General features: G+C 37.3%; 25 protein-coding genes and 1 riboswitch. Of the genes, 22 read left to right on the top strand and 3 right to left on the bottom strand.

Going from position 1 to position 23,559, the window contains the following annotated elements:
• Positions 1 to 37: 37 nt before the first annotated feature.
• Genes pcp through AN964_RS12665 form a run of 3 tightly spaced genes read right to left on the bottom strand, consistent with a single transcriptional unit; the run spans position 38 to position 2,359 of the window.
• A complete protein-coding gene (pcp, locus tag AN964_RS12675) occupies positions 38 to 685 on the bottom strand; it encodes a pyroglutamyl-peptidase I (RefSeq protein ID WP_055740027.1) in 648 nt (215 codons plus the stop codon).
• A gap of 13 nt (positions 686 to 698) precedes the next feature.
• Positions 699 to 1,652: a DUF979 domain-containing protein gene (locus tag AN964_RS12670; RefSeq protein ID WP_055740026.1), complete on the bottom strand. Its 954-nt coding sequence runs from the start codon at positions 1,650 to 1,652 to the stop codon at positions 699 to 701.
• A complete protein-coding gene (locus tag AN964_RS12665) occupies positions 1,649 to 2,359 on the bottom strand; it encodes a DUF969 domain-containing protein (protein WP_055740025.1) in 711 nt (236 codons plus the stop codon). Before AN964_RS12665 ends, AN964_RS12670 begins: the two co-directional genes overlap by 4 nt.
• Before the next feature lie 276 nt (positions 2,360 to 2,635).
• Between AN964_RS12665 and pxpB the strand changes: the two genes are divergently transcribed.
• From pxpB to AN964_RS12560, 22 genes are all read left to right on the top strand, one after another.
• Positions 2,636 to 3,346: a 5-oxoprolinase subunit PxpB gene (gene pxpB / locus AN964_RS12660; RefSeq protein ID WP_280513062.1), complete on the top strand. Its 711-nt coding sequence runs from the start codon at positions 2,636 to 2,638 to the stop codon at positions 3,344 to 3,346.
• Entirely contained in the window at positions 3,343 to 4,353 is a 1,011-nt protein-coding gene (locus AN964_RS12655) for a 5-oxoprolinase subunit C family protein (protein ID WP_055740023.1), read from the top strand. The genes pxpB and AN964_RS12655 overlap by 4 nt, the downstream gene beginning before the upstream one ends.
• Before the next feature lie 2 nt (positions 4,354 to 4,355).
• Complete coding sequence (locus AN964_RS12650; RefSeq protein WP_055740022.1) at positions 4,356 to 5,123, top strand: LamB/YcsF family protein; 768 nt, start codon at positions 4,356 to 4,358, stop codon at positions 5,121 to 5,123.
• 113 nt (positions 5,124 to 5,236) lie between these two features.
• A riboswitch (cobalamin riboswitch) is annotated at positions 5,237 to 5,424 on the top strand.
• Between the two features lie 152 nt (positions 5,425 to 5,576).
• The gene (locus tag AN964_RS12645; RefSeq protein WP_055740021.1) at positions 5,577 to 6,530 is read left to right on the top strand and encodes an ABC transporter substrate-binding protein; all 954 of its coding nucleotides are present in this window, start codon (positions 5,577 to 5,579) and stop codon (positions 6,528 to 6,530) included.
• A 32-nt stretch (positions 6,531 to 6,562) separates the two neighbouring features.
• Positions 6,563 to 7,153, top strand: a complete 591-nt coding sequence (locus AN964_RS12640) for a cob(I)yrinic acid a,c-diamide adenosyltransferase (protein WP_055740020.1) — start codon at positions 6,563 to 6,565, stop codon at positions 7,151 to 7,153.
• Positions 7,154 to 7,250: 97 nt separating this feature from the next.
• On the top strand, positions 7,251 to 8,288 hold the full coding sequence (locus AN964_RS12635) for a FecCD family ABC transporter permease (RefSeq protein WP_083489339.1): 1,038 nt from the start codon (positions 7,251 to 7,253) through the stop codon (positions 8,286 to 8,288).
• A gap of 3 nt (positions 8,289 to 8,291) precedes the next feature.
• Positions 8,292 to 9,758: an adenosylcobinamide amidohydrolase gene (locus tag AN964_RS12630; protein ID WP_055740018.1), complete on the top strand. Its 1,467-nt coding sequence runs from the start codon at positions 8,292 to 8,294 to the stop codon at positions 9,756 to 9,758.
• Positions 9,755 to 10,720 (top strand): adenosylcobinamide-phosphate synthase CbiB, encoded by a 966-nt coding sequence (gene cbiB / locus AN964_RS12625; protein WP_055740017.1) that lies wholly within the window; start codon positions 9,755 to 9,757, stop codon positions 10,718 to 10,720. The genes AN964_RS12630 and cbiB overlap by 4 nt, the downstream gene beginning before the upstream one ends.
• Positions 10,695 to 11,771, top strand: coding sequence for a threonine-phosphate decarboxylase CobD (gene cobD / locus AN964_RS12620; RefSeq protein WP_055740016.1), 1,077 nt, complete (start codon positions 10,695 to 10,697; stop codon positions 11,769 to 11,771). Before cbiB ends, cobD begins: the two co-directional genes overlap by 26 nt.
• Complete coding sequence (locus AN964_RS12615) at positions 11,753 to 12,343, top strand: bifunctional adenosylcobinamide kinase/adenosylcobinamide-phosphate guanylyltransferase (protein ID WP_055740015.1); 591 nt, start codon at positions 11,753 to 11,755, stop codon at positions 12,341 to 12,343. Before cobD ends, AN964_RS12615 begins: the two co-directional genes overlap by 19 nt.
• Positions 12,327 to 13,844: a cobyric acid synthase gene (locus AN964_RS12610; protein WP_205603445.1), complete on the top strand. Its 1,518-nt coding sequence runs from the start codon at positions 12,327 to 12,329 to the stop codon at positions 13,842 to 13,844. The genes AN964_RS12615 and AN964_RS12610 overlap by 17 nt, the downstream gene beginning before the upstream one ends.
• A complete protein-coding gene (gene cobS, locus AN964_RS12605; RefSeq protein ID WP_055740014.1) occupies positions 13,841 to 14,644 on the top strand; it encodes an adenosylcobinamide-GDP ribazoletransferase in 804 nt (267 codons plus the stop codon). Before AN964_RS12610 ends, cobS begins: the two co-directional genes overlap by 4 nt.
• Positions 14,602 to 15,246, top strand: a complete 645-nt coding sequence (locus AN964_RS12600) for a histidine phosphatase family protein (protein ID WP_055740013.1) — start codon at positions 14,602 to 14,604, stop codon at positions 15,244 to 15,246. Before cobS ends, AN964_RS12600 begins: the two co-directional genes overlap by 43 nt.
• A complete protein-coding gene (locus tag AN964_RS12595; RefSeq protein ID WP_055740012.1) occupies positions 15,180 to 15,623 on the top strand; it encodes a bifunctional adenosylcobinamide kinase/adenosylcobinamide-phosphate guanylyltransferase in 444 nt (147 codons plus the stop codon). Before AN964_RS12600 ends, AN964_RS12595 begins: the two co-directional genes overlap by 67 nt.
• Positions 15,624 to 15,638: 15 nt before the next feature.
• Positions 15,639 to 16,106: a hypothetical protein gene (locus AN964_RS12590; protein ID WP_055740011.1), complete on the top strand. Its 468-nt coding sequence runs from the start codon at positions 15,639 to 15,641 to the stop codon at positions 16,104 to 16,106.
• The gene (locus tag AN964_RS12585; RefSeq protein WP_055740010.1) at positions 16,103 to 16,804 is read left to right on the top strand and encodes a hypothetical protein; all 702 of its coding nucleotides are present in this window, start codon (positions 16,103 to 16,105) and stop codon (positions 16,802 to 16,804) included. Before AN964_RS12590 ends, AN964_RS12585 begins: the two co-directional genes overlap by 4 nt.
• A 371-nt stretch (positions 16,805 to 17,175) precedes the next feature.
• Positions 17,176 to 17,547: an FAS1-like dehydratase domain-containing protein gene (locus AN964_RS12580; RefSeq protein WP_055740009.1), complete on the top strand. Its 372-nt coding sequence runs from the start codon at positions 17,176 to 17,178 to the stop codon at positions 17,545 to 17,547.
• Positions 17,548 to 17,909: 362 nt separating this feature from the next.
• On the top strand, positions 17,910 to 19,061 hold the full coding sequence (locus AN964_RS12575) for a DNA/RNA non-specific endonuclease (protein WP_152982384.1): 1,152 nt from the start codon (positions 17,910 to 17,912) through the stop codon (positions 19,059 to 19,061).
• Positions 19,062 to 19,183: 122 nt separating this feature from the next.
• Positions 19,184 to 19,333 carry a DUF4304 domain-containing protein gene (locus tag AN964_RS27290; RefSeq protein WP_083489337.1) on the top strand — a complete coding sequence of 50 codons (150 nt, stop codon included), beginning with the start codon at positions 19,184 to 19,186 and terminating at the stop codon, positions 19,331 to 19,333.
• A 22-nt stretch (positions 19,334 to 19,355) separates the two neighbouring features.
• Entirely contained in the window at positions 19,356 to 19,586 is a 231-nt protein-coding gene (locus AN964_RS26385) for a hypothetical protein (RefSeq protein ID WP_055740008.1), read from the top strand.
• Between the two features lie 579 nt (positions 19,587 to 20,165).
• A complete protein-coding gene (locus AN964_RS12565) occupies positions 20,166 to 20,774 on the top strand; it encodes a DUF998 domain-containing protein (RefSeq protein WP_055740007.1) in 609 nt (202 codons plus the stop codon).
• A gap of 1,174 nt (positions 20,775 to 21,948) precedes the next feature.
• The gene (locus AN964_RS12560; RefSeq protein WP_055740006.1) at positions 21,949 to 23,178 is read left to right on the top strand and encodes a collagenase; all 1,230 of its coding nucleotides are present in this window, start codon (positions 21,949 to 21,951) and stop codon (positions 23,176 to 23,178) included.
• Positions 23,179 to 23,559: the final 381 nt, after the last annotated feature.

The following is a 23,559-nucleotide window of genomic DNA, read 5'->3' as shown; positions in this document are numbered from 1 at the left end:
AATATCGAAAAGAATTTGCTCTTTCTTAATGTAAATATTAACTAATCGTACCGCCAATTTCTCGGATATCTTCTTTTTCGTTTGCTGCAACTACCGCAGCCAATTCAAGAGCTTTTACTATCGTATCCAGCCCTAAGCTTGGAGCATTATTATGAACGGTTTGCTCAGGAATGAATGGGATATGGATAAAGCCTCCTCGAATATGTGGAGCATTTTTTTCCAAATAGTTCATTAATCCATAGAAGAGATGATTACAAACGAATGTACCGGCACTATTAGAGACTGCTGCTGGTATTCCAGCTTCTCTCATATGATGAACGATTCGTTTCACCGGCAGGGTTGACCAATAGGCAGCGGGGCCATCTTCTACAATTTGTTCATCAATCGGTTGATTATTTCGATTATCAGGAATGCGGGCATCATCAATATTTATTGCGACACGTTCAGGAGTTATTTGGGTCCGGCCTCCTGCTTGACCAACACAAATAACAACATCAGGTTGGTTTGCTTCAATAGCTTGAGTCACCACTTTGATGGATTCATGAAAGACTGTCGGCACCTCTTGGGTAACTATTTCCACATCATCGATTTTTCTGCCTTCTAATTTCTTCACTGCTTCCAAAGCGGGATTGACAACATCTTTCCCAAATGGATCAAACCCGGTGATTAGAACTTTTTTTCCCATCTGAGCATTCCTCCTATTTAATTAGAAAATACATAAGAACAATATTAAACGCTAACACGAATAAAGCAGTAGGAACCTGAACTCGAATAACATGATTTTTATCTTTTAAGTCTAATAGTGCTGCGGGTACAATATTGAAATTCGCTGCCATTGGAGTCATCAGTGTTCCACAATAACCGGCAAACATCGAAATTGCTGCAATTTGATTTGGATTGGCACCGAATTGTTTAATCAACAACGGAATAGCAATTCCCGCTGCCATCACTGGAAACGCTGCAAACGCATTTCCCATGATCATTGTGAATAGCGCCATTCCGATACAGAATACAAATACGACCCAGAATAAAGAATTTTCAGGAATTACTTTCGATACAACATCTGATACCACCTTGCCAACTCCAGCTGATGTGAAAATCGTACCCAACGTAGCTAATAGTTGTGGAAGTACTACTGCCCAGCCAATTGCTTCTAATAGACGTCTAGACTCTTTAACCGCCGTTTTAGGTGTGCTTTTTGTTAAAGCCATGGCTGTTATGATAGCGATAATACATGCAATTCCCAGGGAAACTAAAGTTGGATTAGCTGGATCTAATAGCTGCAATGTCCCTAGTTTCATGTTTACTAATAGCTTCGAGCCAATTACCGTTAAAATCGGTATTAATAACGCAGGGATAAATAATAGATTCCCAAGACGCTTACGCCGTTTTTCACGGTGTTGATCGGATGCTTCTCCGTATTCTCCTTTACGAAGACCGCCCATTCCAACGATCAGCACCATCAAGATAACCATTATACCGATGTAAAAAGGCGGAATAACTTTCCCTAATAATAGAGTAAGAGAATAAAGGAAATAGAATAATCCAGAGAAAATTCGACGTGGATTTGCTTTATCTAAAAAGGTGTAGATGGAGCAGCACAATCCAATTATACCCATTATAATATAGATGAACTCAACAGAAAAAATCATTTGCTCACATCCTTTTTACTGATCGGATTAACCTTCTTCGCTTTGCTTCCTAATTTACGATCTAACTTCTTATCAAATAAATATAGTCTAATAGAATGGATAATGAAGACGAAGATAGCTGTTGGAATTCCCCAAAGTGCCATGGAGATAGGATCTGCCTTAATACCATTTTGATCAAAGAAACCTTTCATGAGTAAAATGGCGCCAACTGCTACGAATATATCCTCGCCGAAAAAGAGTCCGATATTATCTGCAGCAGCAGCATGTGCTCTAATTTCTTCTTTTTCTTTTTCTGGAACCTCTTCGTATTTCGCTTCTGCAGCACCTTCTGCCATTGGGGCAATAAGCGGTCTTACTGTTTGCGGATGCCCGCCGATACTATTTAAGCCAAGAGCAGCACCGATTTCACGAATCAATAAATAGATTGTAAGAATTCGGCCAGTTGTAGCGGCTTTTATTTTCGAGACAAGATGTCCTGCCTGGTTTTGCAATCCGCTTCTTTCTAAAAGTCCAATCACTGGAAGCGTAACAATTAAAATGGACATATAGCGATTCGTCGTAAATGCTTCGCCGAATTGGGTAATAATATCTTTTAAAGGCATACCAGCAATTAAACCAGTTACTAAACCGGCAACCGTTACGACTACGAGAGAATTTAATCTAAGGGCAAAACCAATGATGATTAATGCAACACCAATTAAAACCATATAAACCCTTCTTTCTTCGAGTAAATGTTGAAAAAATTATATCAAAATATTATTTTGTGAATATTAGAATGTTACCACAATTTAAATAGTCTGAAAAGGTTTTTTAATCGTTCCTTCTTTTTATTTTGGAATTGCTATAAAAATTAAAAGCTATGATAACTTAAAATTGTTAAAATGTTTTAAATACAATATAATAGTATAATAATATCAATTTCATTAACTTGATCTAACGTTGAAAAATATTGTTGCGATTATAAAAGTAAGGAGGGAATGTTGGTGGATTATCGCTTACATCCATTAGGGGAAAACGCGGTTATGATAGAACTGGGAAATGATTTGAACTTAGAAACCCAAGAAAAAGTTCATGCCATTTCTTCCTTTTTAGATGAACATCCATTTGAATGGATGATTGAATACGTTCCTGCGTTTTCGACTATCACCATTTTCTATGATCCTTTTAAAATAATGAATATAATCAATGCGAAGTCTCCATATGATTTTGTCTGTCAGCAATTACAGCAGCTTTTATCAAAAATAAGCTTAAGGCAACAGGTGGAGTCACGGGTAGTCGAAATTCCTGTATGTTATGGAGGAAAGTTTGGTCCCGATTTAGAAACGGTTGCCAGTATTAATAGATTAACAACGGAGGAAGTTATTAATATCCATTCTTCAGCTGAATATACCGTCTATATGATTGGTTTTGCCCCGGGATTTCCTTATCTTGGAGGAATGTCAGAGAAGATTGCAGCACCAAGATTACAATCTCCCCGTTTGAAGATTCCTGAGAGAACGGTTGGAATTGCCGGCAAACAGACAGGTGTATATCCAATTGAAACACCTGGAGGATGGCAGCTTATTGGCCGAACTCCTATAAAGCTATTTCGTCCGAAAGATGAAGTACCAAGCTTGTTAAATGCAGGTGACAAAGTTCGATTTAAACCAATCAGTTATGAAGAATACGTAGAATGGGAGGGCAAAGAGGCATGATTACAATTAAAAAGCCCGGACTTCTAACAAGTATTCAAGACATAGGACGCTACGGATATCAAAAATATGGGGTTATTGTCAGTGGGGTCATGGATCCGGTTGCACATCGAATAGCGAATTTATTGGTAGGGAATGAAGAAAATGCTCCGACATTAGAGATTACACTCCTAGGTCCCGTTTTAGAAATTCATGAGGATACACTTATATCCATATGTGGTGGAGATATGTCTCCTCATATAAATGGAAAACCTGTTCCAATGTGGAGAACGGTATATGTGAAGAAAGGCAGTGAACTTCGATTTGGTACGGCAAAAGCAGGATGTCGTGTGAACCTTGCAGTTGCAGGAGGATTTTCAGTACCGACTGTAATGGGGAGTAAGTCAACGTATTTAAATGCAGGGATAGGCGGATTTAATGGACGTGCTTTAAAGACAGGGGACCATATTTCCGTAAATCAGCCAAGTCCACTTTCATCAAAAATTATTTTGCAAATGAAGAAACAGGCAGGGAGCCGATCTTTTTTGGAAATGGAATGGTCGGTTGCATCGAAATTTATCCCTTCCTTTAAAACAGATCAAACGATTCGTGTAATGAAGGGACGCCAATATTCTTTATTTACAAATCAGAGTCAAAAGGACTTTTTTTCCAAGACATTTGAAGTAAGCACTCAATCGGATCGTATGGGTTACCGTTTAAAGGGAGAAACATTAGCGTTGAAGGAACCGAAGGAAATGCTATCGGAGGCCGTTAGCTTCGGAACCATCCAAGTACCATCAGATGGGAACCCTATTATATTACTCGCTGACCGCCAAACGACAGGGGGCTACCCGAAAATAGGGCAAGTTGCTACTGTTGATTTGCCATTACTGGCTCAAGCGAAGCCTGGAGACCGACTTCGCTTTTCAGAAATTGAACATGAAGTGGCCGAGCAATTACTTATGGAAAGAGAACGAAAAATTCAAGAGCTTAAAAAAGGTATATTACTAAAATTTAAGAGGGAGGCATAAACATGACTAAGGTGGACTTAAATTGTGATATGGGAGAAAGCTTTGGAGCATACAAGCTAGGTAGAGACGAGGAAATTCTTGATTTTATCACCTCAGCAAATATTGCATGCGGATTTCATGCAGGAGATCCCGCGACAATTAGAAAAACTGTCCAATTAGCGATGGAAAAAAATGTAGGGATTGGTGTTCATCCCGGTCTGCAGGACTTAGTCGGTTTTGGCAGAAGAAGCATGCAAATCTCGCCACAAGAAGCATATGATCTTGTTGTTTATCAAATAGGAGCCATTTATGCGTTTGCCAAATCGGAAGGCGGGAAAATTCAGCACGTGAAACCACACGGGGCTCTATATAATATGGCAGCAAAAAGTGCTCCTTTATCGGAAGCCATTGCAGAAGCTATCTACAAAGTAGATCCAGAGCTTATATTATTTGGTCTGGCAGGAGGAGAACTCGTCAAAGCTGGGAAGAAAATCGGTCTGCGCACGGCAAATGAAGTTTTTGCCGACCGCACGTATCAACAAGATGGCTCGTTAACCCCAAGAACGGATTCGCAAGCACTAATTACCAACCACGAAGCTGCCGTTAACCAAGTAATCCAAATGGTAAAGGAAGGAAAAGTTACATCCCTTCAAGGTATCAATGTACCAATCCAAGCTGATACCATTTGCATCCATGGTGACGGAGCCAATGCATTAGACTTTGCTAGATATATTTCTGATAGCTTAAAAGATGCAGGAATTGAAATAGCTAAAATCAAGGAAATTTTATAAGGATGAGTAAGGCGCTTGTCCTTTTCTTATGTGAAACATTCTATTCGTGTAAAATTATTAAAATATAGGAAATTCGGAAAAAATACTGTATAATGATGTTGGTTTACAATTTCATATTAGCAGCGAAATCAGATACCTTCATTTGGAAGGTTTAATAGGGAAGATTGGTGAAAAGCCAACGCGGTCCCGCCACTGTAAATGGGAGCAAGCTGTAATGACCACTATGTATGTAAAAATACACGGGAAGGTACAGTAAGCAATGATCATGAGCCAGGATACCTGTCTGATTTTTGAGTGCACCAATGAACCTACGCGGATAGGGGGTGTTTACGAAACGTTTTTAGTGTTTTTTACAAAACACTATTATTTTTTACGTTTTTTTTTACATGACATCCCTAGATTTAGGAGATGTTTTTTTTTATGCTTTTATACTATCGCAAAAGGGGTTAACACATGAAAAAGCTACTGAATTACTTATCTATCTTACTATTAATTTTTGTCCTTGCAGGATGTGGGGCAGATCAGCAAAACAACAATGCTGGTAAGCATACGACGAAATCCAATGGATTTCCTATTACGATTACGGACGGGGTTGGGAATAAGCTTACAATAAAGAATAAACCAAAACGGATTGTTTCGCTGATTCCAAGCAATACAGAAACCGCGTTCGCCCTTGGCTTAGATAAAGCAATTGTTGGGGTTTCTGATAATGATAATTATCCCGAGCAAGTCAAAAACAAAACAAAAGTTGGCGGGAAAGATATTAATATCGAAAAAGTGATTTCTTTGAAACCGGATGTTGTACTTGCTACCGCTTCAGATGCACATAACTCTCAAGAAGGCCTCAAGCAATTGGAGGACAATGGTATTAAAGTTGTCGTTGTCAATGATGCCACCTCGTTTACAGATGTATATAAATCAATTGAAATGATTGGAAAAGTGACAGGGACACGGGAAAAAGCAGAGGATATCATCGATGGAATGAAGTCCAAAGTAGCAAACATAAAAGAGGAAGCGTCAAAAATCGCAAAAGATCATCCTCAAAAGGTTTGGATTGAAGTATCTGCGCCTCCAAACATTTATACAACTGGGACAGGAACCTTTATGAATGAGATGGTCAATCTATTAGGTGCAAAGAATATTGCGGATGACAAAGCAGGTTGGATTCCATTTTCCGAGGAAGCAGCTGTGAAAGCAAATCCGAATGTCATTGTTCTTACATACGGGTATTATGTGAAGGATGCAGTCAATCAGGTAGTAAAACGAAAAGGATGGCAAGAGGTATCAGCAGTGAAAAACAAACGTGTCTATAATGTTGATTCGGATGAGGTATCAAGACCTGGACCACGTCTTGCGGACGGCTTGCAAGAAATGGCAAAGGCGATTTATCCCGATAATTTTAAATAATAATGGCGGAGAAACAAAAGGGAGGAGAAAAAATGCGTATATATACGAGAACAGGTGATCAAGGGCAAACCAGCATCATAGGCGGCAGGGTTGATAAAGATGATATTCGTGTTCAGGCTTATGGAACGGTTGATGAAGCGAATTGTTTTGTTGGACAAGCGATGGCGGAACTGGATCCCAATTTGTTTGGTGATATTTTAGAAGAATTAGAGAAAATTCAGCATGAATTATTTGATTGCGGCGGAGACCTTGCGAATAAAACGATGAAGCGCCCTTACAAATTACAGCAGGAAATGATTGATTATCTGGAAACGAAAATAGATGAGTATATTGCCAGTACTCCAAAATTAGAAAGATTTATTTTACCAGGAGGCACAAAGGCAGCGGCATCGATCCATATTGCGAGAACGGTCACACGTCGTGCTGAACGTCTTGTTGTTACCCTTTCGAAAACCGACAACAGCGTTCCTCCGCTTGCACAGCGATATTTAAATCGTCTATCAGACTATTTTTTTGCTTTGGCGCGAGTGATTAATCATCGTTCAGGAAAAAGTGATGTTGAATATATAAGAAGTGCCAAGGTATTTCGTGATGGGAAACGTAAAGAAAATAATAGTGAATGAAATAGATGAAAGGATGGGAACAAGGTTGTTTAGATAGCCTTGTTTTCCTTTAAAAAGGAGCTGATTAATACTGCCAAAACTTACTTTTATACAAAAGATGGGAAGAAATAGCATAATTTTTCCCTATTTTCTTGGATGTGTCTTTCTACTATTCTCTATCATTATTGGAATCGCAGTGGGAACTGTATATGTACCAATTCATGAAATTATCCAAATTATAGGATCAGCCATTTTACATATTCCCTTAAAGGATTCAGCAGACCCTATGAATAGCAATATTGTAATGGATATCCGGATGCCCAGAGTGCTACTAGCGGGAATGGTTGGTGCCTCTTTATCGATCGCTGGAGCAGCTTTCCAAGGCTTGCTGCGCAATCCGTTGGCAGACCCGTATACACTTGGTGTTTCGTCTGGTGCTTCCGTCGGTGCAGTGGTAACCCTTTTCTTTCATATTTCCATACCATTTTTGGGGCTCTTGACCTTACCATTTATGAGTATCGTTGGCTCCTTTTTCACGATTTTTTGTGTTTTGTTATTTGCTCGCAAAATGGAGAAAGCGATGAAAGTAGAGACCATTATTTTAACTGGGATTATTTTTAGTTCTTTTTTTAGTTCCTTTATTTCATTAATCATTGCTTTAACAGGGGATGAATTACGGCAAATCATTGGCTGGCTGCTTGGCAGTGTCTCTATGCGCGGATGGAGCTATGTGAATATTATCTTGCCTTTTTTTCTTATTGGGTCTTTGTTGCTTTTAACAAACATCAAGGAGTTAAATGCTATGTCACTTGGAGAAGAACGGGCGTATCATCTCGGGGTGAATGTAGAAAAAAGAAAGCTGTTCGTGTTAATCGCAGGATCGATATTAACTGGGGCTGCAGTTTCCGTTTCGGGTTCCATTGGATTTGTCGGCTTGGTGATCCCGCATTTCATTCGTATCGTATGGGGACCAAATCATAAGAAGCTATTGCCATTATCGATTCTATTTGGAGCAGGTTTTTTAATCTTGGCTGATTTGATTTCAAGAACGATTATCCAACCAACAGAACTCCCAATTGGTGTGGTTACTGCATTAATAGGTGCACCGGTCTTTGCGTTTATTTTGATGAAAAGAAAATTAGGAAGCAGAGGTTAAAGCATGTTAGCAGTAAAGAAGGTAACAGGCGGTTACAAAGGAAGAAACATTGTAAAAGACATTAACTTTAACGTCCAAGCGGGTGAATTTTTTGGAATATTAGGTCCAAATGGAAGCGGGAAAACAACGTTGTTAAAAATGATTAGCGGAGCTCTTCCAATTTCAAAAGGGAGCATACATTTATTAGGAAAAGATATTTTCTCCTACTCCGCGAAAGAAAGAGCAAGGCTCGTCGCCGTTTTACCGCAATTGACTGGCGATGGTTTTTCCTATTCTGTGCAAGAAACCGTGCTTTTAGGACGATATGCACATCAAAGCGGTTTGTTTCAAATGATGAGCCAGGAAGATGAAGCGATTGTCAAAGAGGTTATGATCCAAACAGGGGTATTTAAATTTAAGCAAAAATCCTTACATGAGCTTTCAGGCGGAGAACAACAAAGGGTTTTTCTGGCACAAGCATTGGCGCAAAGGCCAAAGGTATTGCTATTAGATGAACCTACCAATCATTTAGATTTAGCCTATCAAAAGGAATTACTGGATTTTATCAAAAAAATGACTATTGAAAACAAGCTGACAGTCATTTCTGTTTTTCACGATATCAATTTGACTTCCCTTTATTGTGATCGAATTCTTCTTATTGAAAACGGAAGAATGGAAATGACCGGATCTCCAAGTGAGGTAATAACGGAAGAACATATTCAGCATGTTTATCAAACAATAGTGAAGGAACATTTTCACCCAACCATTCCGAAGCCTCAATTAGCATTAATTCCAAATCAAATGAACGCGGAGGCGGATATCATGATCAATGATATGTACTTAAAACAAAAGGGAGATTGTCTGGTTCTAGAATCGCCAATCCGCTTAAAGACGATGTCTTCTGCCGTTATGAATCCAGGTGTCGGCTGGTTTCAAACATTTGTGAATCGTCATGTATCCAAAAATTATAGCTGTGAAAACCATCATGAGGAAATGGCTGCATTTTTAACCTCCGAAGGTTTTCTACCTGAAAATACAGTGGGGATGATGACAGCAGTAATGATAGAGGATGCAGTTTCGGAATTTGTAATGGATGATGGTTTTTCTTTGTTTATTGTGGTGACAGCAGGGGTTGGCAATGCGGTAGATGTATCAAAGGGTGATGTTCATTCCTCTGGATTTTTGCCTGGGACGATTAATACGTGGGTCTTTATAAATGGTGAATTATCGGATGAAGCATATATTCAAGCTATTGCAACGGCGACAGAAGCAAAGGTAAAAGTGTTGCATGATTTAAAGATTGAGGATCCTTTAACTGGGACGATTGCAACAGGAACTTCCACGGACAGCATCTTAATTGCCGCTACTCAGAAGGGGAAAAGGCTGCAATATGCCGGTTCAGTCGCCCCTCTTGGCAAAGTAATTGGTCCGGCTGTGTACCGATGTATCAAAAAAGCAATTGAAAAAACGCGTGAAAGGACCGTCAAATGATATTACATCATCTTTTAGCAATTACCATCGCCATTGTTATCGATTTCATTATTGGAGACCCGCCAAACTGGCCGCATCCTGTTAAATGGATCGGGTCATTTATTGCATTTTTAGACAAGCTCTTGAATAAAGGAAGACAACTTCGCTTTAAAGGTGTAATGATGCTTGGAGCTGTATTGATTTTAACAGCACTCATTACTGTGTTTATTACATACTTAGCCTATTATCTTCATCCAATCGTTGGAGTGGTTATGGAAGCAATTATTATCGTCTCTACCATCGCCCAAAAAGGTTTAAAGGATGCAGGTTTAGAGGTAATGCAACCACTGCTTGCTAAAGATCTTCCCTTAGCAAGAAAAAAATTATCTTATATTGTCGGCAGAGATACGAAAGACTTAGAAGAATCCGAAATTGTCAGGGGAACCGTTGAAACAATCGCAGAAAATACAAGTGACGGCATAACAGCACCTTTATTTTGGGCACTTATCGGAGGAGCACCTCTAGCCATGATCTACCGGGCAATCAATACGTGTGATTCTATGGTTGGTTATCGGAATTCAAAATATGAAAAATTCGGCTGGGCTTCTGCTCGATTAGACGATGCAGCCAATTGGATTCCAAGCAGGATTACAGGTTTTCTTATGCTATTCATTCATAAACCTGCCTACATAGAGAAGAAGAAGGCATGGAGAGAGCTTTTTACAGATGCCAAAAAACATCCAAGTCCTAATAGCGGCTGGGGGGAAGCTGCTGTCGCGATTCTTTTAGGTGTGCAGCTGGGCGGTTTAAATTATTATAAAGGCATTGCCTCCAATCGTGCCAGAATGGGCGAACCATTTGAAGCGCTGAAGGCGGATCATATTCAGAAAACGATTGCTATCATGGAACGGACGATTCTGTATTTTTTATTCTTTTTATGGATAGGGGGAGCTGTCATTGACCTTACCATCTCATGGTTCTAATCCGCATTATGTGTATCAGTCAGCCCGAATCGAGAAACCCGATCGTGTAATAGATTTTAGTGTGAATGTAAATCCTTTCGGGGCTCCCACTATAATACGAGAAAGGTGGCAAAGCTGGTTTTCTTACGTGGAGGATTATCCAGATCCGCTTGCTTCCGAACTAAAACAAAAGCTTTCCATTTTGAACGATATTCAAGAGGATTGCCTGTTAATCGGAAATGGAGGAGCTGAACTTATTACACTTGTTGCTCAGTTTCTGAGAGGGAAAAGAATTTTAATTATACAGCCTTCCTTCAGTGAATACGAACAAGCATGTTTTGCGCAAAATTGCTGCGTGGAGCACCATGTGTTACAAGAAGGAAACTGGGCACTTGGACTAAATGAGCTCCTGCCAAAAGTGAAACTATTTGATGGAATTTTCCTTTGTACACCTAATAATCCAACTGGTGTTGTATATGACTGTCAAGCAGTTATGGAATTAGTGCAGGAAGGAAAAAGAGAGGGCTGCTACATCATTATTGATGAAGCATTTTATGATTTTACAACCGATAATCATTCCTATATTAATCTAATAAAACAATATCCTAATCTCATTATTTTACGCTCATTAACAAAGATGTTTGCGATTGCCGGTTTACGGCTGGGGTATGGGGCAGCCAATCCAAGTGTTATGGAAAAGCTTGCTGCTCTGAAACCTCATTGGAGTGTTAATGCAATTGCGATGAAAGCTGGTTTGGAATGTATTTTGCAAGATTCCTATATTCAACATACGAAACAGCATATTGCTGACGAACGCAAGCGACTTGAATTAGTTTATCAATCCAATGGATTTCAAATGTCTAAATCAGAAGTGAATTTCTATTTATTAAAAGATCCTCAGCTTGAAGACGCAGCACCATTGTTTCATTTTTTATTAAAAAAAGGGATAGTGCCAAGGCATACGATGAATTTTCCAGGATTAAACGGTCGGTGGTTGAGGTTCGCAGTTAAAAAAAAGAAGGAGAACAACCTACTAATGGAGGCGCTTCTTGAATGGAAAAAGTACAATTGATATTTATCAGTGGCGGGGTAAGAAGCGGGAAAAGCAGTTTTGCAGAAAAATTAGCCATTGAGTATGCAAAACAACAAAACAAACAATTGAATTACCTTGCATGCGGCCGTGCCTCGGATCCAGAGATGGCTTCCAGGATTCAACACCATCAAGAAACAAGAAGAACAAGTGGACTGCCATGGAAAAATTGGGAATGCCCTGTGGATATAAAAGGTATTAGTCCAGCCTTTAGCAAAGGTGATGTAGTCTTACTTGATTGCTTAACAACCCTATTAAATAATGAATTATTTCAATCTGGCAGTAGCTGGGAACAAGTGGATTTCCAACAAAATGTATATGATACAATCATGGCCGGAATAGATGCCATCCAGGAACAGAGCAGTGTGTTGATCATCGTTTCTAATGAGGTTTTGAATGAGGAATTACATAAAGGGGAGCTTGTTTATACTTATGCTAAACTGCTAGGACATTTACATCAAAGCATTATTCAACAATCCGCGGTAGCCTATCTGGTAGATGCAGGCATACCGTTTTTGATGAAAGGAGAACAAACGGATGAATGGGGATCATAATATTCATGGTGTAATGGTAGTGGGGACGGCTTCAGATGTAGGGAAAAGTCTTGTTGTAACAGCACTTTGCAGATTGTTTGCAAATGAGGGTATTAAAGTCGCACCTTTTAAATCACAAAATATGTCAAACAATTCTTATATTACTGTTGATGGCAAAGAAATTGGCCGTGCACAAGGGATACAGGCAGAAGCTGCTAGGACGGAAGCAACCATATGGATGAATCCAATCCTATTGAAACCGACATCTGATCAGCAGTCGGAGGTTGTCCTCTTCGGAAAAAGGGAATCGGTATTTTCGGGAAAAGGATATCGGCAATCTTTTTACGAAAAAGGCATTGAATCGATAAAAATGGCATTAGAGCGTTTAGCACAAGAATTCGAGGTTATTGTGATGGAAGGAGCAGGAAGTCCGGTCGAAATAAATCTAAAGGATCGCGAGCTCGTAAATATGAAAGTGGCTGAACTTGCTGATGTGCCGGTCATTCTAGTTGCGGATATCGACAGGGGCGGTGTTTTCGCAAGTGTTATTGGCACCCTTGATCTGTTAACGGAAAGTGAAAGAAAGAGGGTAAAAGGAATGATCATCAACAAGTTTCGAGGGGATATAGAGTTGTTTCAGGATGGAGTTGAGTGGCTGGAGCATCGAACGGGCATCCCCGTCTTAGGCGTACTTCCATACTTGGAACAACACATGATTGAAGGGGAGGACTCCTTGTCACTTCAAGATCGCTTCTCCTTTGTAAAAGACGGGGCATTAGATATAGCAATTATAAAACTCCCTTTCATTTCGAATTATACAGATTTTGAACCATTTTTATACGAGGAGGATGTAACGATTCGCTGGGTAGAGAATGCAAACCAGCTTGGTAATCCAGATGTCATTATCATCCCTGGTACAAAAAGCACGATTCATGATCTGCAATTTTTAAAAAATCATCATTTATTCGAATTGATTCTTTCGCATGTGAAGAGCGGGAAATACTTGGTTGGAATTTGCGGCGGGTACCAAATGATGTGTAAAACATTGACGGATGAAGAAGGAACGGATACCGGAACTAGAAAATATACGGAACATGGACTGGGGCTAATTCCAGCTGATACAGTATTTTATTCTCAAAAAAAGACGACTCGCGTTCAGGGGAAAATCCATGAGGCAACGGGAATTTCGCAAGAATTACACCTACAAGGATATGAAATTCACTTAGGGCACACCTCCTCCCATCGGCGTCCATTTGTGTTACTCGAGGACGGGTCAGAGGATGGCTATTATCAGGATAATGGAAAAATAATTGGAACCAATCTGCATTCGCTATTTCATAATGATGAGTGGCGTCATTACTGGTTGAATGGGATACGCAGTAATAAAGGAATACCAGTACGTCAAATCGTCAAACTACAGAAGCAAAAAGATCAAAAATATGATCGATTAGCGGAACATTTTAAGAGTCATTTAGATTGGGAGAAAATAATAGAAATCGTAAGCATGTGGGATAAGTCATGAGAATCATAAAGGGTGCACTTATCGGACTGTTAATCAATTTTCAATTTTTTACGGTAATTCCCATTTGTAAGGAACTGCCGATGGATAAAAGGCATATTACCTATGCAGTGAAAACATTTCCTATTTTAGGTTTGCTGCAAGGGGGAGCTTTTGTCGGAGTCTTATACATTTTAATGAACCATACTCCTTTTTCCCATCTTGCCATTGCTTTTATCATTTGGTTATTAACCATTGTTATTACCGGCGGTCTTCATTTAGACGGGTGGATGGATGCGAGCGATGCTTTCTTTTCCTATCAAAAAATAGAAAAACGTTTAGAAATCATGAAGGATCCGCGCACTGGAGCGTTTGGAGTCATCTCTGTAATTGTTTTATTAAGCGGTCGTTTTCTCTTTATCTATGAAATAATAAATACGCTGACGATTAGCAGCATGATCCTCATCCTTTGTTTGCCTTTTCTAAGCAGAACTTTTATGGGATATCTCCTTTTAACAGTACCCGCAGCAAAAAAAGAGGGACTGGGCTATTTTTTTCAAAAATCCGTTCCTAAACGCTCTTTAATAATCTATCCGGTATATCTTTTGTTATTTGTAATTGGAGTAGCATTTTTGGACCGTCATGATAGTTGGTTCGTTTTATTATTGGTGCTCATTACCTTTATATTTGGTGAAATGTTGAAAACAAAATCCGAAAAATGGTTTGGCGGCATTACTGGAGATGTTCTGGGTGCATCAGTGGAAGGAATGGAGTGGATACTTTGGCTGAGTATTTGGCTATTACATTATTACGTCACGGGTTAACGGCCGAAAATGAAAGGCATGCTTATATTGGCTGGAGTGATGTTTCACTCAGTAAAAAGGGAAGAGAGCTGTTAGGTAAATATAAAGATTTTCAGGATAACTATGAATTATTTTTGTGCAGCGATAGGAAACGTTGTGTGGAAACGGCGGAAATCCTCTTTCCAAACAATTCTTTAAAAAAGTGTTCGGCATTTCGTGAGATGAATTTTGGGGAATGGGAAAGAAAAACATATGATGAGCTAAAAAATAATGAACTCTATCGTAAATGGCTGGATGATTTCTATAAGGTTTGTCCGCCAGGAGGAGAGGACTTTTATCATTTTACGAAAAGAATAGACGAAGGTTGGCGGAAACTGTTAACTTATCTTTTAACAAATGACCTTCGTAAAGTGGTGATTGTCAGTCATGGCGGTGTTATTCGCTACTTATTAAGTAAACTAGCGCCGGAAAAAACCGAATTCTGGGATTGGAGAATTCCACATGGTGGCGGATATGAATTAATATGGACAGAGCAGGAAGGAAAGGGGGAGATTCGATGCACTTTGTTACGGGAGGTCACTTTAACGGAAAAGCCACATGGGTCCGGAATTTATACGGATTAGCGGAACGCGATGATTTTACATGGGTATCATTCTATCAAACTGAAATAATTGATCCAGTATTTGAGTGTACGAAAAGTAATTTTTACATAATAGAAGGAATCGAAAGCTATATTAAAAGTTTAATAGAAATGGGGCTGAACCAACAGCAAATGATAGAGCAGATGAAGAGTTTGATTGAAGATGGATTAGATTGGGAAAATGCAGCGAAAGAAAGATGTTTTATTTTAATAGGGACAGATATTTCAAAAGGAATCGTTCCAATGGAAAAAAAGAACCGCGATTGGCGCGATATTACTGGTTGGGTGTATCAGGATATTGCAGCTAAAGCGGAAAAGGTTGATGTTATCTGGTATGGGATTTCAAGAAAGTTAAAATAAATAGGGGAAATTATTATGTCTAGTAAAAATATTGCATGGTGGGGTATAGGGATCGCCTTAACGGTTATTGGGTCCACGATAAAAATCCCTGCCATTGTAGGAAGTGTAGGATTAGATGCGTTTACTGGCCTCGTTATTGCAGGTTTAGGCAGTATTGGAATGGGAGCCTGGATCGCAGCAATTGGCCACCTTCTTTCTGCATTATTGACAGGCTTTCCGCTAGGTTCATTTCATCTTTTAATTGCTCTAGAAATGGCTCTATGCGTATTTGTTTTTGGAATTTTAAATAAAGCTGGCAAAAAAGCAATTGCAGCGGTTGCTTTTTGGATTGGAAATGCTTTGATTAGTCCATTGCCGTTTATTTTTATTATGGACTGGACATTTTTTATTGCAATTGTACCTTCCCTTATGATTGGCTCTGCATTAAATGTCATTGTTGCCCGAGTTTTCTTACGATTTATTAGGAAGGGGGAGAAAAGATGAGTGATGCTCTTATTATTCCATTTAATGAGACAGAAAGTATCGTTGTTTCTACAGACAATAGCGGTGGTATTGGTATAAAACCTGATGATGTTGTCAAGGTAACGTATGATGTTGTAGCCTATTATTCTTTTCGTGTTGCGATTATGGATTGTATGGCTGCAGGGGGGGATCCGTTTTCCGTATTGATTCATAATTTTTGCCAAGAAAATTCTTGGGCTGAGATCAATGCGGGAATAAATAAGGGAATTTCCGAAATGGGTTTGACTTCCATTCAGGTAATCGGAAGTACGGAGAGCAATTTTTCATTATTGCAATCTGCCTTAGGAATAACTGTGCTTGGAAAAAAGCGGAACAAAGAACGTAACGAACAGCAATTGTTTATTAAGTTCGCAGTTATTGGCACTCCACTAGTCGGAAATGAGGTAATCGAACATGCGGATCAAGTTGCTCCTCTTTCTTTGTTTAAATGGATGTGCCAACAGAAAGATGTTATACATATTCTTCCGGTAGGATCGAAAGGAATTTTATATAAACTGAAACAGATATATCCAGAATTTGGACAGATACAAGCAAAAAGTGATTTAGATCTATTCAAATCAGGTGGTCCTGGAACTTGCTTTTTAATAGCCTTTCACGAAGAAAGTGAGGATTTGATAATAGAGAAGGCTGGTCCATATTTTCATCGATTACGGGAATAGGGGTCTTGTGCTTTATCCCACTTTCGTTATTCAGAATAAAAGGTGATAAGGGACAGGTTCCTTTTCCTACTATTAATATTTACAAATGTAGATTTAAAAGAAAGTTGTATCGTTTATAAGGAAATGGTACAAATTTCCCCCTTTGCCAAAAGAGGTGCTTTTATATTGAAAAGACGCCTGAATGATAAGATCGAAGAAGGTACTGTTAATTGACAATAGGTTGTTCCATTAAAGAGCCATTTTCTGGAGTAACACATTTGAAGAAAATCGTATCTAACTGAGGGAGCTCAATAAGGCATTAAATGAATGAGTAACCATTCATATCGTGTTATAATGAATATATAGAAAATTTAAAAAATGGAGGGGTATTTATGAAAATTGGAGATATTTACACATGGGAAAGAACTTTTACTAAAGAAGAGGTGTTAGAGTTTGGAAGATTTTCTGGAGACCAAGGTAAGCATCATGTTGAACCAGATGAAAATGGACGGATAATGGTTCAAGGATTATTAACCGCTAGTATAGGAACGAAGATTGGAGGGGATTTAAACTACATCGCTAGAGAAATGGTGTATGAATTTATTCGACCTGTTTTTATTGGAGATACCATCACTTGCGAAATAACCATTAAAAATGTTGAGCAATCGGAATGTTTTAAAACTGTGGAATTGGAAACGGTATATCGTAATCAAAAAGGTAAAGAAGTGATTAAAGGTTCTAGTCATGGGATAATTAGAAACTAAGTAAAATCACGTTAATATACAATGTTACAAAAACGTCTTATTGTATAAACGGGTGCTTTACTTCAAGATGGGATTCTGCACATATCTCATCTTTTTGTAGAATTATAATATAAATGAAAAAAAACATTATTGTTAACAAAAAGAATACCCAAAGTTGTTCATTATTTTCTCTTCCTAAGTTTTGATTATTGAACAAATTTCTACTGAATAGTAATATTAGTGGGTATTTACTTTAGTTAACATAGTACTCTAGTGATTTAGGCCAACCTTTAAACTTCCTGTTAACATAATGATAGAATACAGAATTTAAAATTACTTTTTTAAAAAATAACATCTTTGAAAAGACTTCGAGGGGAACAATGATGAAAACTTTTAAAATGAGAAACATATCTTTTACTTTATTATTTACTCTTATGTTTATAATGCTAAGTGCTTGTAGCGATGTGAGTAACCAATCAAAACCTACTACAAATGACCAAAAAGCAATTACTACAACAAATGTTAAATCAGACGTTACACAAAGTTCTAGGGTAAGTTCAAATTCAGAAGCTAAAAGTTCAACAAACGTAAAAGAAGATTCAGCTACAACCAATAAAATTAATGTGGAAAATCAATATAAAACACTTGCGAACTCAGATTTTAAGGGTAAACAAGTTATTATATTAAATAATAATCATACTACTTTTTCTAAAAAAGACTTAAGTTTAGCTAAAGGAAGTTGGCAATCTTTTTCTAATTTAGATTCTTTCAATCGTGTAGGTGTAGCAAACGCAATGCTTTCAAAAACTCTAATGCCTAGAGAAGATAGAGAGCCACTTTATGTCGATCCTACTGGTTGGAAGAATAAAAAAATTACTGTTAATGGTAAAACAGAATGGCTATATAATCGTTGTCACCTAATTGGTTATCAACTGACAGGGGAAAATAACAATCTGAAAAATTTAATGACAGGAACAAGAAGTCTTAATGACCCCGATATGCTTGTTTATGAAAACAAAGTGGCCTCTTATTTAAAAACAACTAACCATCATGTCCGTTACCAAGTAGAGCCTATATTTAGAGGGAATGAATTGGTAGCTAGAGGCGTTCATATGCAAGCAAAAAGTATAGAAGATAATAAGATAGAATTTAATATTTATATTTTTAATGTTGAACAAGGAGTAACGATTAATTACGCTGATGGTTCTTCAAGAGTACAATCAGCTGCAATAACCAATAATGTCACAAGTAGCTCAAATACAAGCTCTTTAAACGTATCAAAAAGTGAATTAGCTGTACATCCTGGTGATAAAGCAACTGTGTCAGTAAAAACAAAACCGCATGTACAGGGTACTATTGAAGTCGATTACTCTTCTGGACCTAGCCATTCATCAGGTTTAGAGCCTAAAACTTCTGATAGTAACGGTAATATTAGTTGGACCTGGACAGTTGGTACAAGAACAAAACCAGGAACTTATAATGTAAATATCAACGTTAATGGACAAACCATCACAAAATATTTAGTAGTAAAATAATAATGTGGCCGCTATTATAGTGGCCTTTTTCTTTTAGTAATGTTCAAGGATGATTATTAACGATGGGAAGTTTAAAAAGAGTGAAAAAATAATGAATGTATATAACATAAGAAGGTGAAAAAATGTCATTGGGAAGAGAGAAGATGATTTCAGCATTAAAAAAGATTGTTGTTCCTGAACTTAGGGAACGGGGCTTTAAAGGTTCGTTCCCACATTTCCGAAGAATTTTCGAGAATAAAATAGACCTAATCACTTTTCAATTTGACAAATAAGGTGGGGGTTTTGTAATAGAAATTGGAGTTTGTTCCCCAGAAGGAGTTATCCATCACTGGGGAGAAAGTTCTTCCCAATAAAGTGACGGCACACGATTTAATTCCTGATAGTAGGCTAAGGTTAAAGGGGAATAATGGTGAATGGTTTAGGTACGACGTAAACAACGTATTTGGAGATATATACGAAAAGGTTGCTAATAAGGCGTTGACTCAACTAAGTAAAGCTGAAGAGTATTGGGGAATAATGACATAAAATATTGGGCGATTGAGTTAAACAGTGGGGTTATTGAGGCAATCCGATTTCTTATTCGGCTAACAGGGAGTTTAGATGAACAATCTTCAATAGCTTGTATTCAACAATCGGGCCATATTCTTGAATATTAGAAGGAATTCTTAGAAAGTGAAATGAAGCTCTAATTATTCAATTAACGGATGTTTCTTCTCAAAAAGGGAAGTTCGAGAAGTACCATATAACTCATCATTAGCGTTATAAATCCTGAATTTCACACCAACTTTACCAATAAATTGTAGATAGTTCCATATTTCCTTCATTCTATATCCTGATCAGGTGTGAATGTTTCTCGAAAACCTTTAAGTCTTTATTCTTTACTCATTTCTTAATCTTAGATTATAGTAGGTTCGCATTATTTAGAAAAAAATCACTATTTTACACCCTAAATTTTGTTTCGTGATAATAAACTCGTTTAAATCAAAATATAATTGTTTAAAAAATATTAAAGTAATTTAAAATTAAGTTGTCGATGATGCTATTCAACAATCAGGGAAGGAACTGTTAGGGAACTGAATCTGATGAACTTTGGGAGGTCTTAAATTGTCCATCGAGAAAATCCTATCGATTTTGGCCGTATTGTTCTTTTTGAGTTATTTTATTTTTTTCCTCATACTTCACTTTAAGAAAACAGGCTATCATCCTATTCGGCATGCTGTAAGTGATTACGGTGTAGGTGCTACAAAATATTTATTTTTAATTTACGCTTGGCTCAGCAATTTAGGGGCATTGTCACTTTCTATCGTGTTGTTGATTGTAAAAGATCGTTACTCCATATCCGGGTCCATTCCGATTTTAATCATTCTAATGGTCATCTCCCGTATCATCATGTTATTCTTTCCAACTGACCTAGAAGGAGAAAAACTTACGGTTCGAGGAAAACTCCATTACTTATTTGCTATTCTTGCGTTCGCTTTTTCCTATATGGTCATTGATCGTGGAGGAAGTCATTTAAAATTACTGGAAGGCTTTAAAAATCTAAATCCATTTTTTTACATTATAACCAAGATTTCTACTATCTCGCTTGGGGCTGTTATTGTAACGATGTTCAAGCCGTTGCGATTTATTTTTGGGTTTTGTGAGCGAGTGTTTCTGTTGTCAATCAACATTTGGTTTATTGTCGTAAGCATCTGGTTCGTTTACCTTCTATGATAAATGAATGTATTGGTAGAAGGTTTTTAACAATTAAACAAACGAGAGTGATTGTTGCATAATAATTTAGTTTATAAACGACTTTATTGTTATTTCTAGGAGTTCTTATTCAGTAATTGTTCGAAAAATTAAACATCTTTACTTTTTACACGTCCACATTTACGAACGGTGAAATGCGTTTTGCTGCTTTAAGAATAAACATCTCTATTATCATTACATAAATTTAAGCGGAGAGGATAGTTCAATATAACATTTCTTTAAGTAAGCAGCGATTTAAAAGATGGTCCCACCTATTCGGAAGTCCACATCCACAAACTGAGTGCACATAATAACAAATAAATTCTTGTTACATAAGGAATACGATCTATTAGTGATAACTTTTTCCAAAAATAAACACTACTCCAAAAAAAGTAATTATAAATGAAATGTTATCAAATAATTGGATATTTTTTCAGTCCCTTGCACAATCATAATTGGAAATAGAATAAAAGAGTATGTATTTCGGAAAAGTTTGTGTAGAAATACATTTATACTATAGGTGTCATGAGTTAAACTCCGGAGCTGTCATCACTGTCAGCTTTTTTTATATGCTCTTAGTTAAGATTGTTTGGGAATATTTTACTTAAACTAATGGGTGAAAGAGTTAATGATCAGCTGCCAATATAGTGTTTTTTCTTATTCGCTTAACGGGGCAATTTAATTGAACAATCGTCATTAGCGTTTATTCAACAATCGGGCCAAATTGTTGAACATCATATTTTAAGTAAACTGGTAATGATGACGAGATTGTGAAAGTTTGCTCTTTATCTGACAGATCAAATTAGCAGAAGAGGGAGTTTTCTAAATCGATGTGGAATATTGCTTGTGTGAGTTTCTTGTAGTGGTACATTACTACTTTTTAAGGGGTGCTAAGTTGCTGAATATTCCTATTCCGCATATGCATTAAGCGCTATTTCCGGAAAATGGAGGTAGGATTTTAGATTCAATCCTAATCGAATTTGCAGGTGAAAAGTCTAGAATAAATCATAAAGAATTAGTATGGTGCTGATGGAAAATATTTTAAATCCGAAATTTAATATTAAAAGGAAATAAATATCTAAATATAGAAATAAATTATAGAAACAATCTTAATCATTCATACGGTAATTTCATTTTTATAGAAAAGAGGGGGAGTATGAAAAAATATTTATATTCACTTTTTATTATGTTTTTACTGATTTTAACTACGGGATGTACTCAAGAAAAAGTCAGCAGTGGACAGGAAAATACTGCGACCCATCAAAAAAAAGCGAAAAACAAAGAGGATACCTTTAATGATCAAGATAAAGAAAAATTGGAAGCGGAATTAAAACAGTATTTTCTTGGCGTGGAGGAAGCGGTTAAAAACAAAAACTATGATGAGTTTATGAAATTTCAAAATCCAGATAACCCATTGTTTTATAGAGAGCAGGCTAGATGGATTAAAGCAGCTATTTTATATGGCAAAACAAAAGAAGCCACCCTTTCCATTGGACTATATGATATTCAAGTAATCTCAGAAACACAAGGGTTTATCAGTTTTGTTGTAACTATGGGGTTCAAAAATAGTGAACCTACTAATAATCATATCCAATATCAAATTATCAAAACAGCGGATGGATGGAAGATTAATGATTTGCCTTTCCAAAGCATGAATAAAGATAACATCACCTTTTACTATTTACCCGAAAACGTAAGAGAAGCTGAAAAGTATATTGAAGATACTTTTCAAATTGTTCAGTTTTATAAGGAGAATTACCGTTGGAACCCTGACCACGTTGATGTTAAGCTTTTTACTAATAGAGAAGCATTAGCGGCTTCTGTTCCTTTTCCTTCTCTTTCAGGGGAAAGTGGTGACATGGATGGTTCGTTTAAAACACTATTACTAAAAGATAATCCTGAACGCACCTTCTCCATTTTCGCTCATGAACTTACCCATCGCATGTTAATGGATTTTACCAATGATAATTTAACGTCACTGTTCCAAGAAGGGTTAGCAACCTATATGGAGAATGGTGTAAAAAAGGAAAACGGGAAGCTTGTATTAGATAAAAAATCGTTAAACAAAGCAATCGAAAAGGTTCTTGCAGCATGTAAGCATCGATATTATTCTCTTGAAACATTAATAAACATCGATTCTTATGATGATAAGGATATTAATGTTTATGCTTACGGCTTCCTGGTAACAAATTTCCTCATTGAAACAGAAGGTTTCAACAAAATGACCAAATTCGAGAAATTATTGAAGCAAAGTAAATATATCGATAACGTGGATGAGCATAAATCAGATATGATGAATAAAAGAACCCTGTCAGCATTTGAAAAAGTGTATGGCAATCTGGATCAGCTCTCCGCTGCATTTAAAGAGTTTTATAAACTTAAATAAGTATATCATTCTTTAAAATTACTTATTGCTTATAAACGGAATTTTTTGCTTTACGGATGTGACACTATCATCGTTAAGTTCCCTTCTAGACTGTATTCTCCCCCTCGCAGGTAAAACAAAATGGTCTTCCTTTGCGAACGGAAAATGCATGTCTATCTACTACCATAGACCCTTGTCCATCATTTTAAACAGTTTGGAGTTAAAACATTGAAAAACAAAATGAAACGATGTGCATCGTTAATTGATGAAAGTATCTCTTAGCCTAATTACTATTCTCTTTCAGAAGATGAACAATGCTTTGATTTATTCACAATTACTGTTTGAAGCAACTAACAGCATGTCTTTTTTTTACTTTTGTTTTGCCTTAAACGGGCGCGTTAA

It is taken from the genome of Heyndrickxia shackletonii (assembly GCF_001420715.1).
In the GTDB taxonomy this organism is placed as follows: domain Bacteria; phylum Bacillota; class Bacilli; order Bacillales; family Bacillaceae_C; genus Margalitia; species Margalitia shackletonii.
The sequence above is the reverse complement of the archived record's forward strand: the minus strand, read 5'-3'. Positions and strand labels throughout refer to the sequence as shown.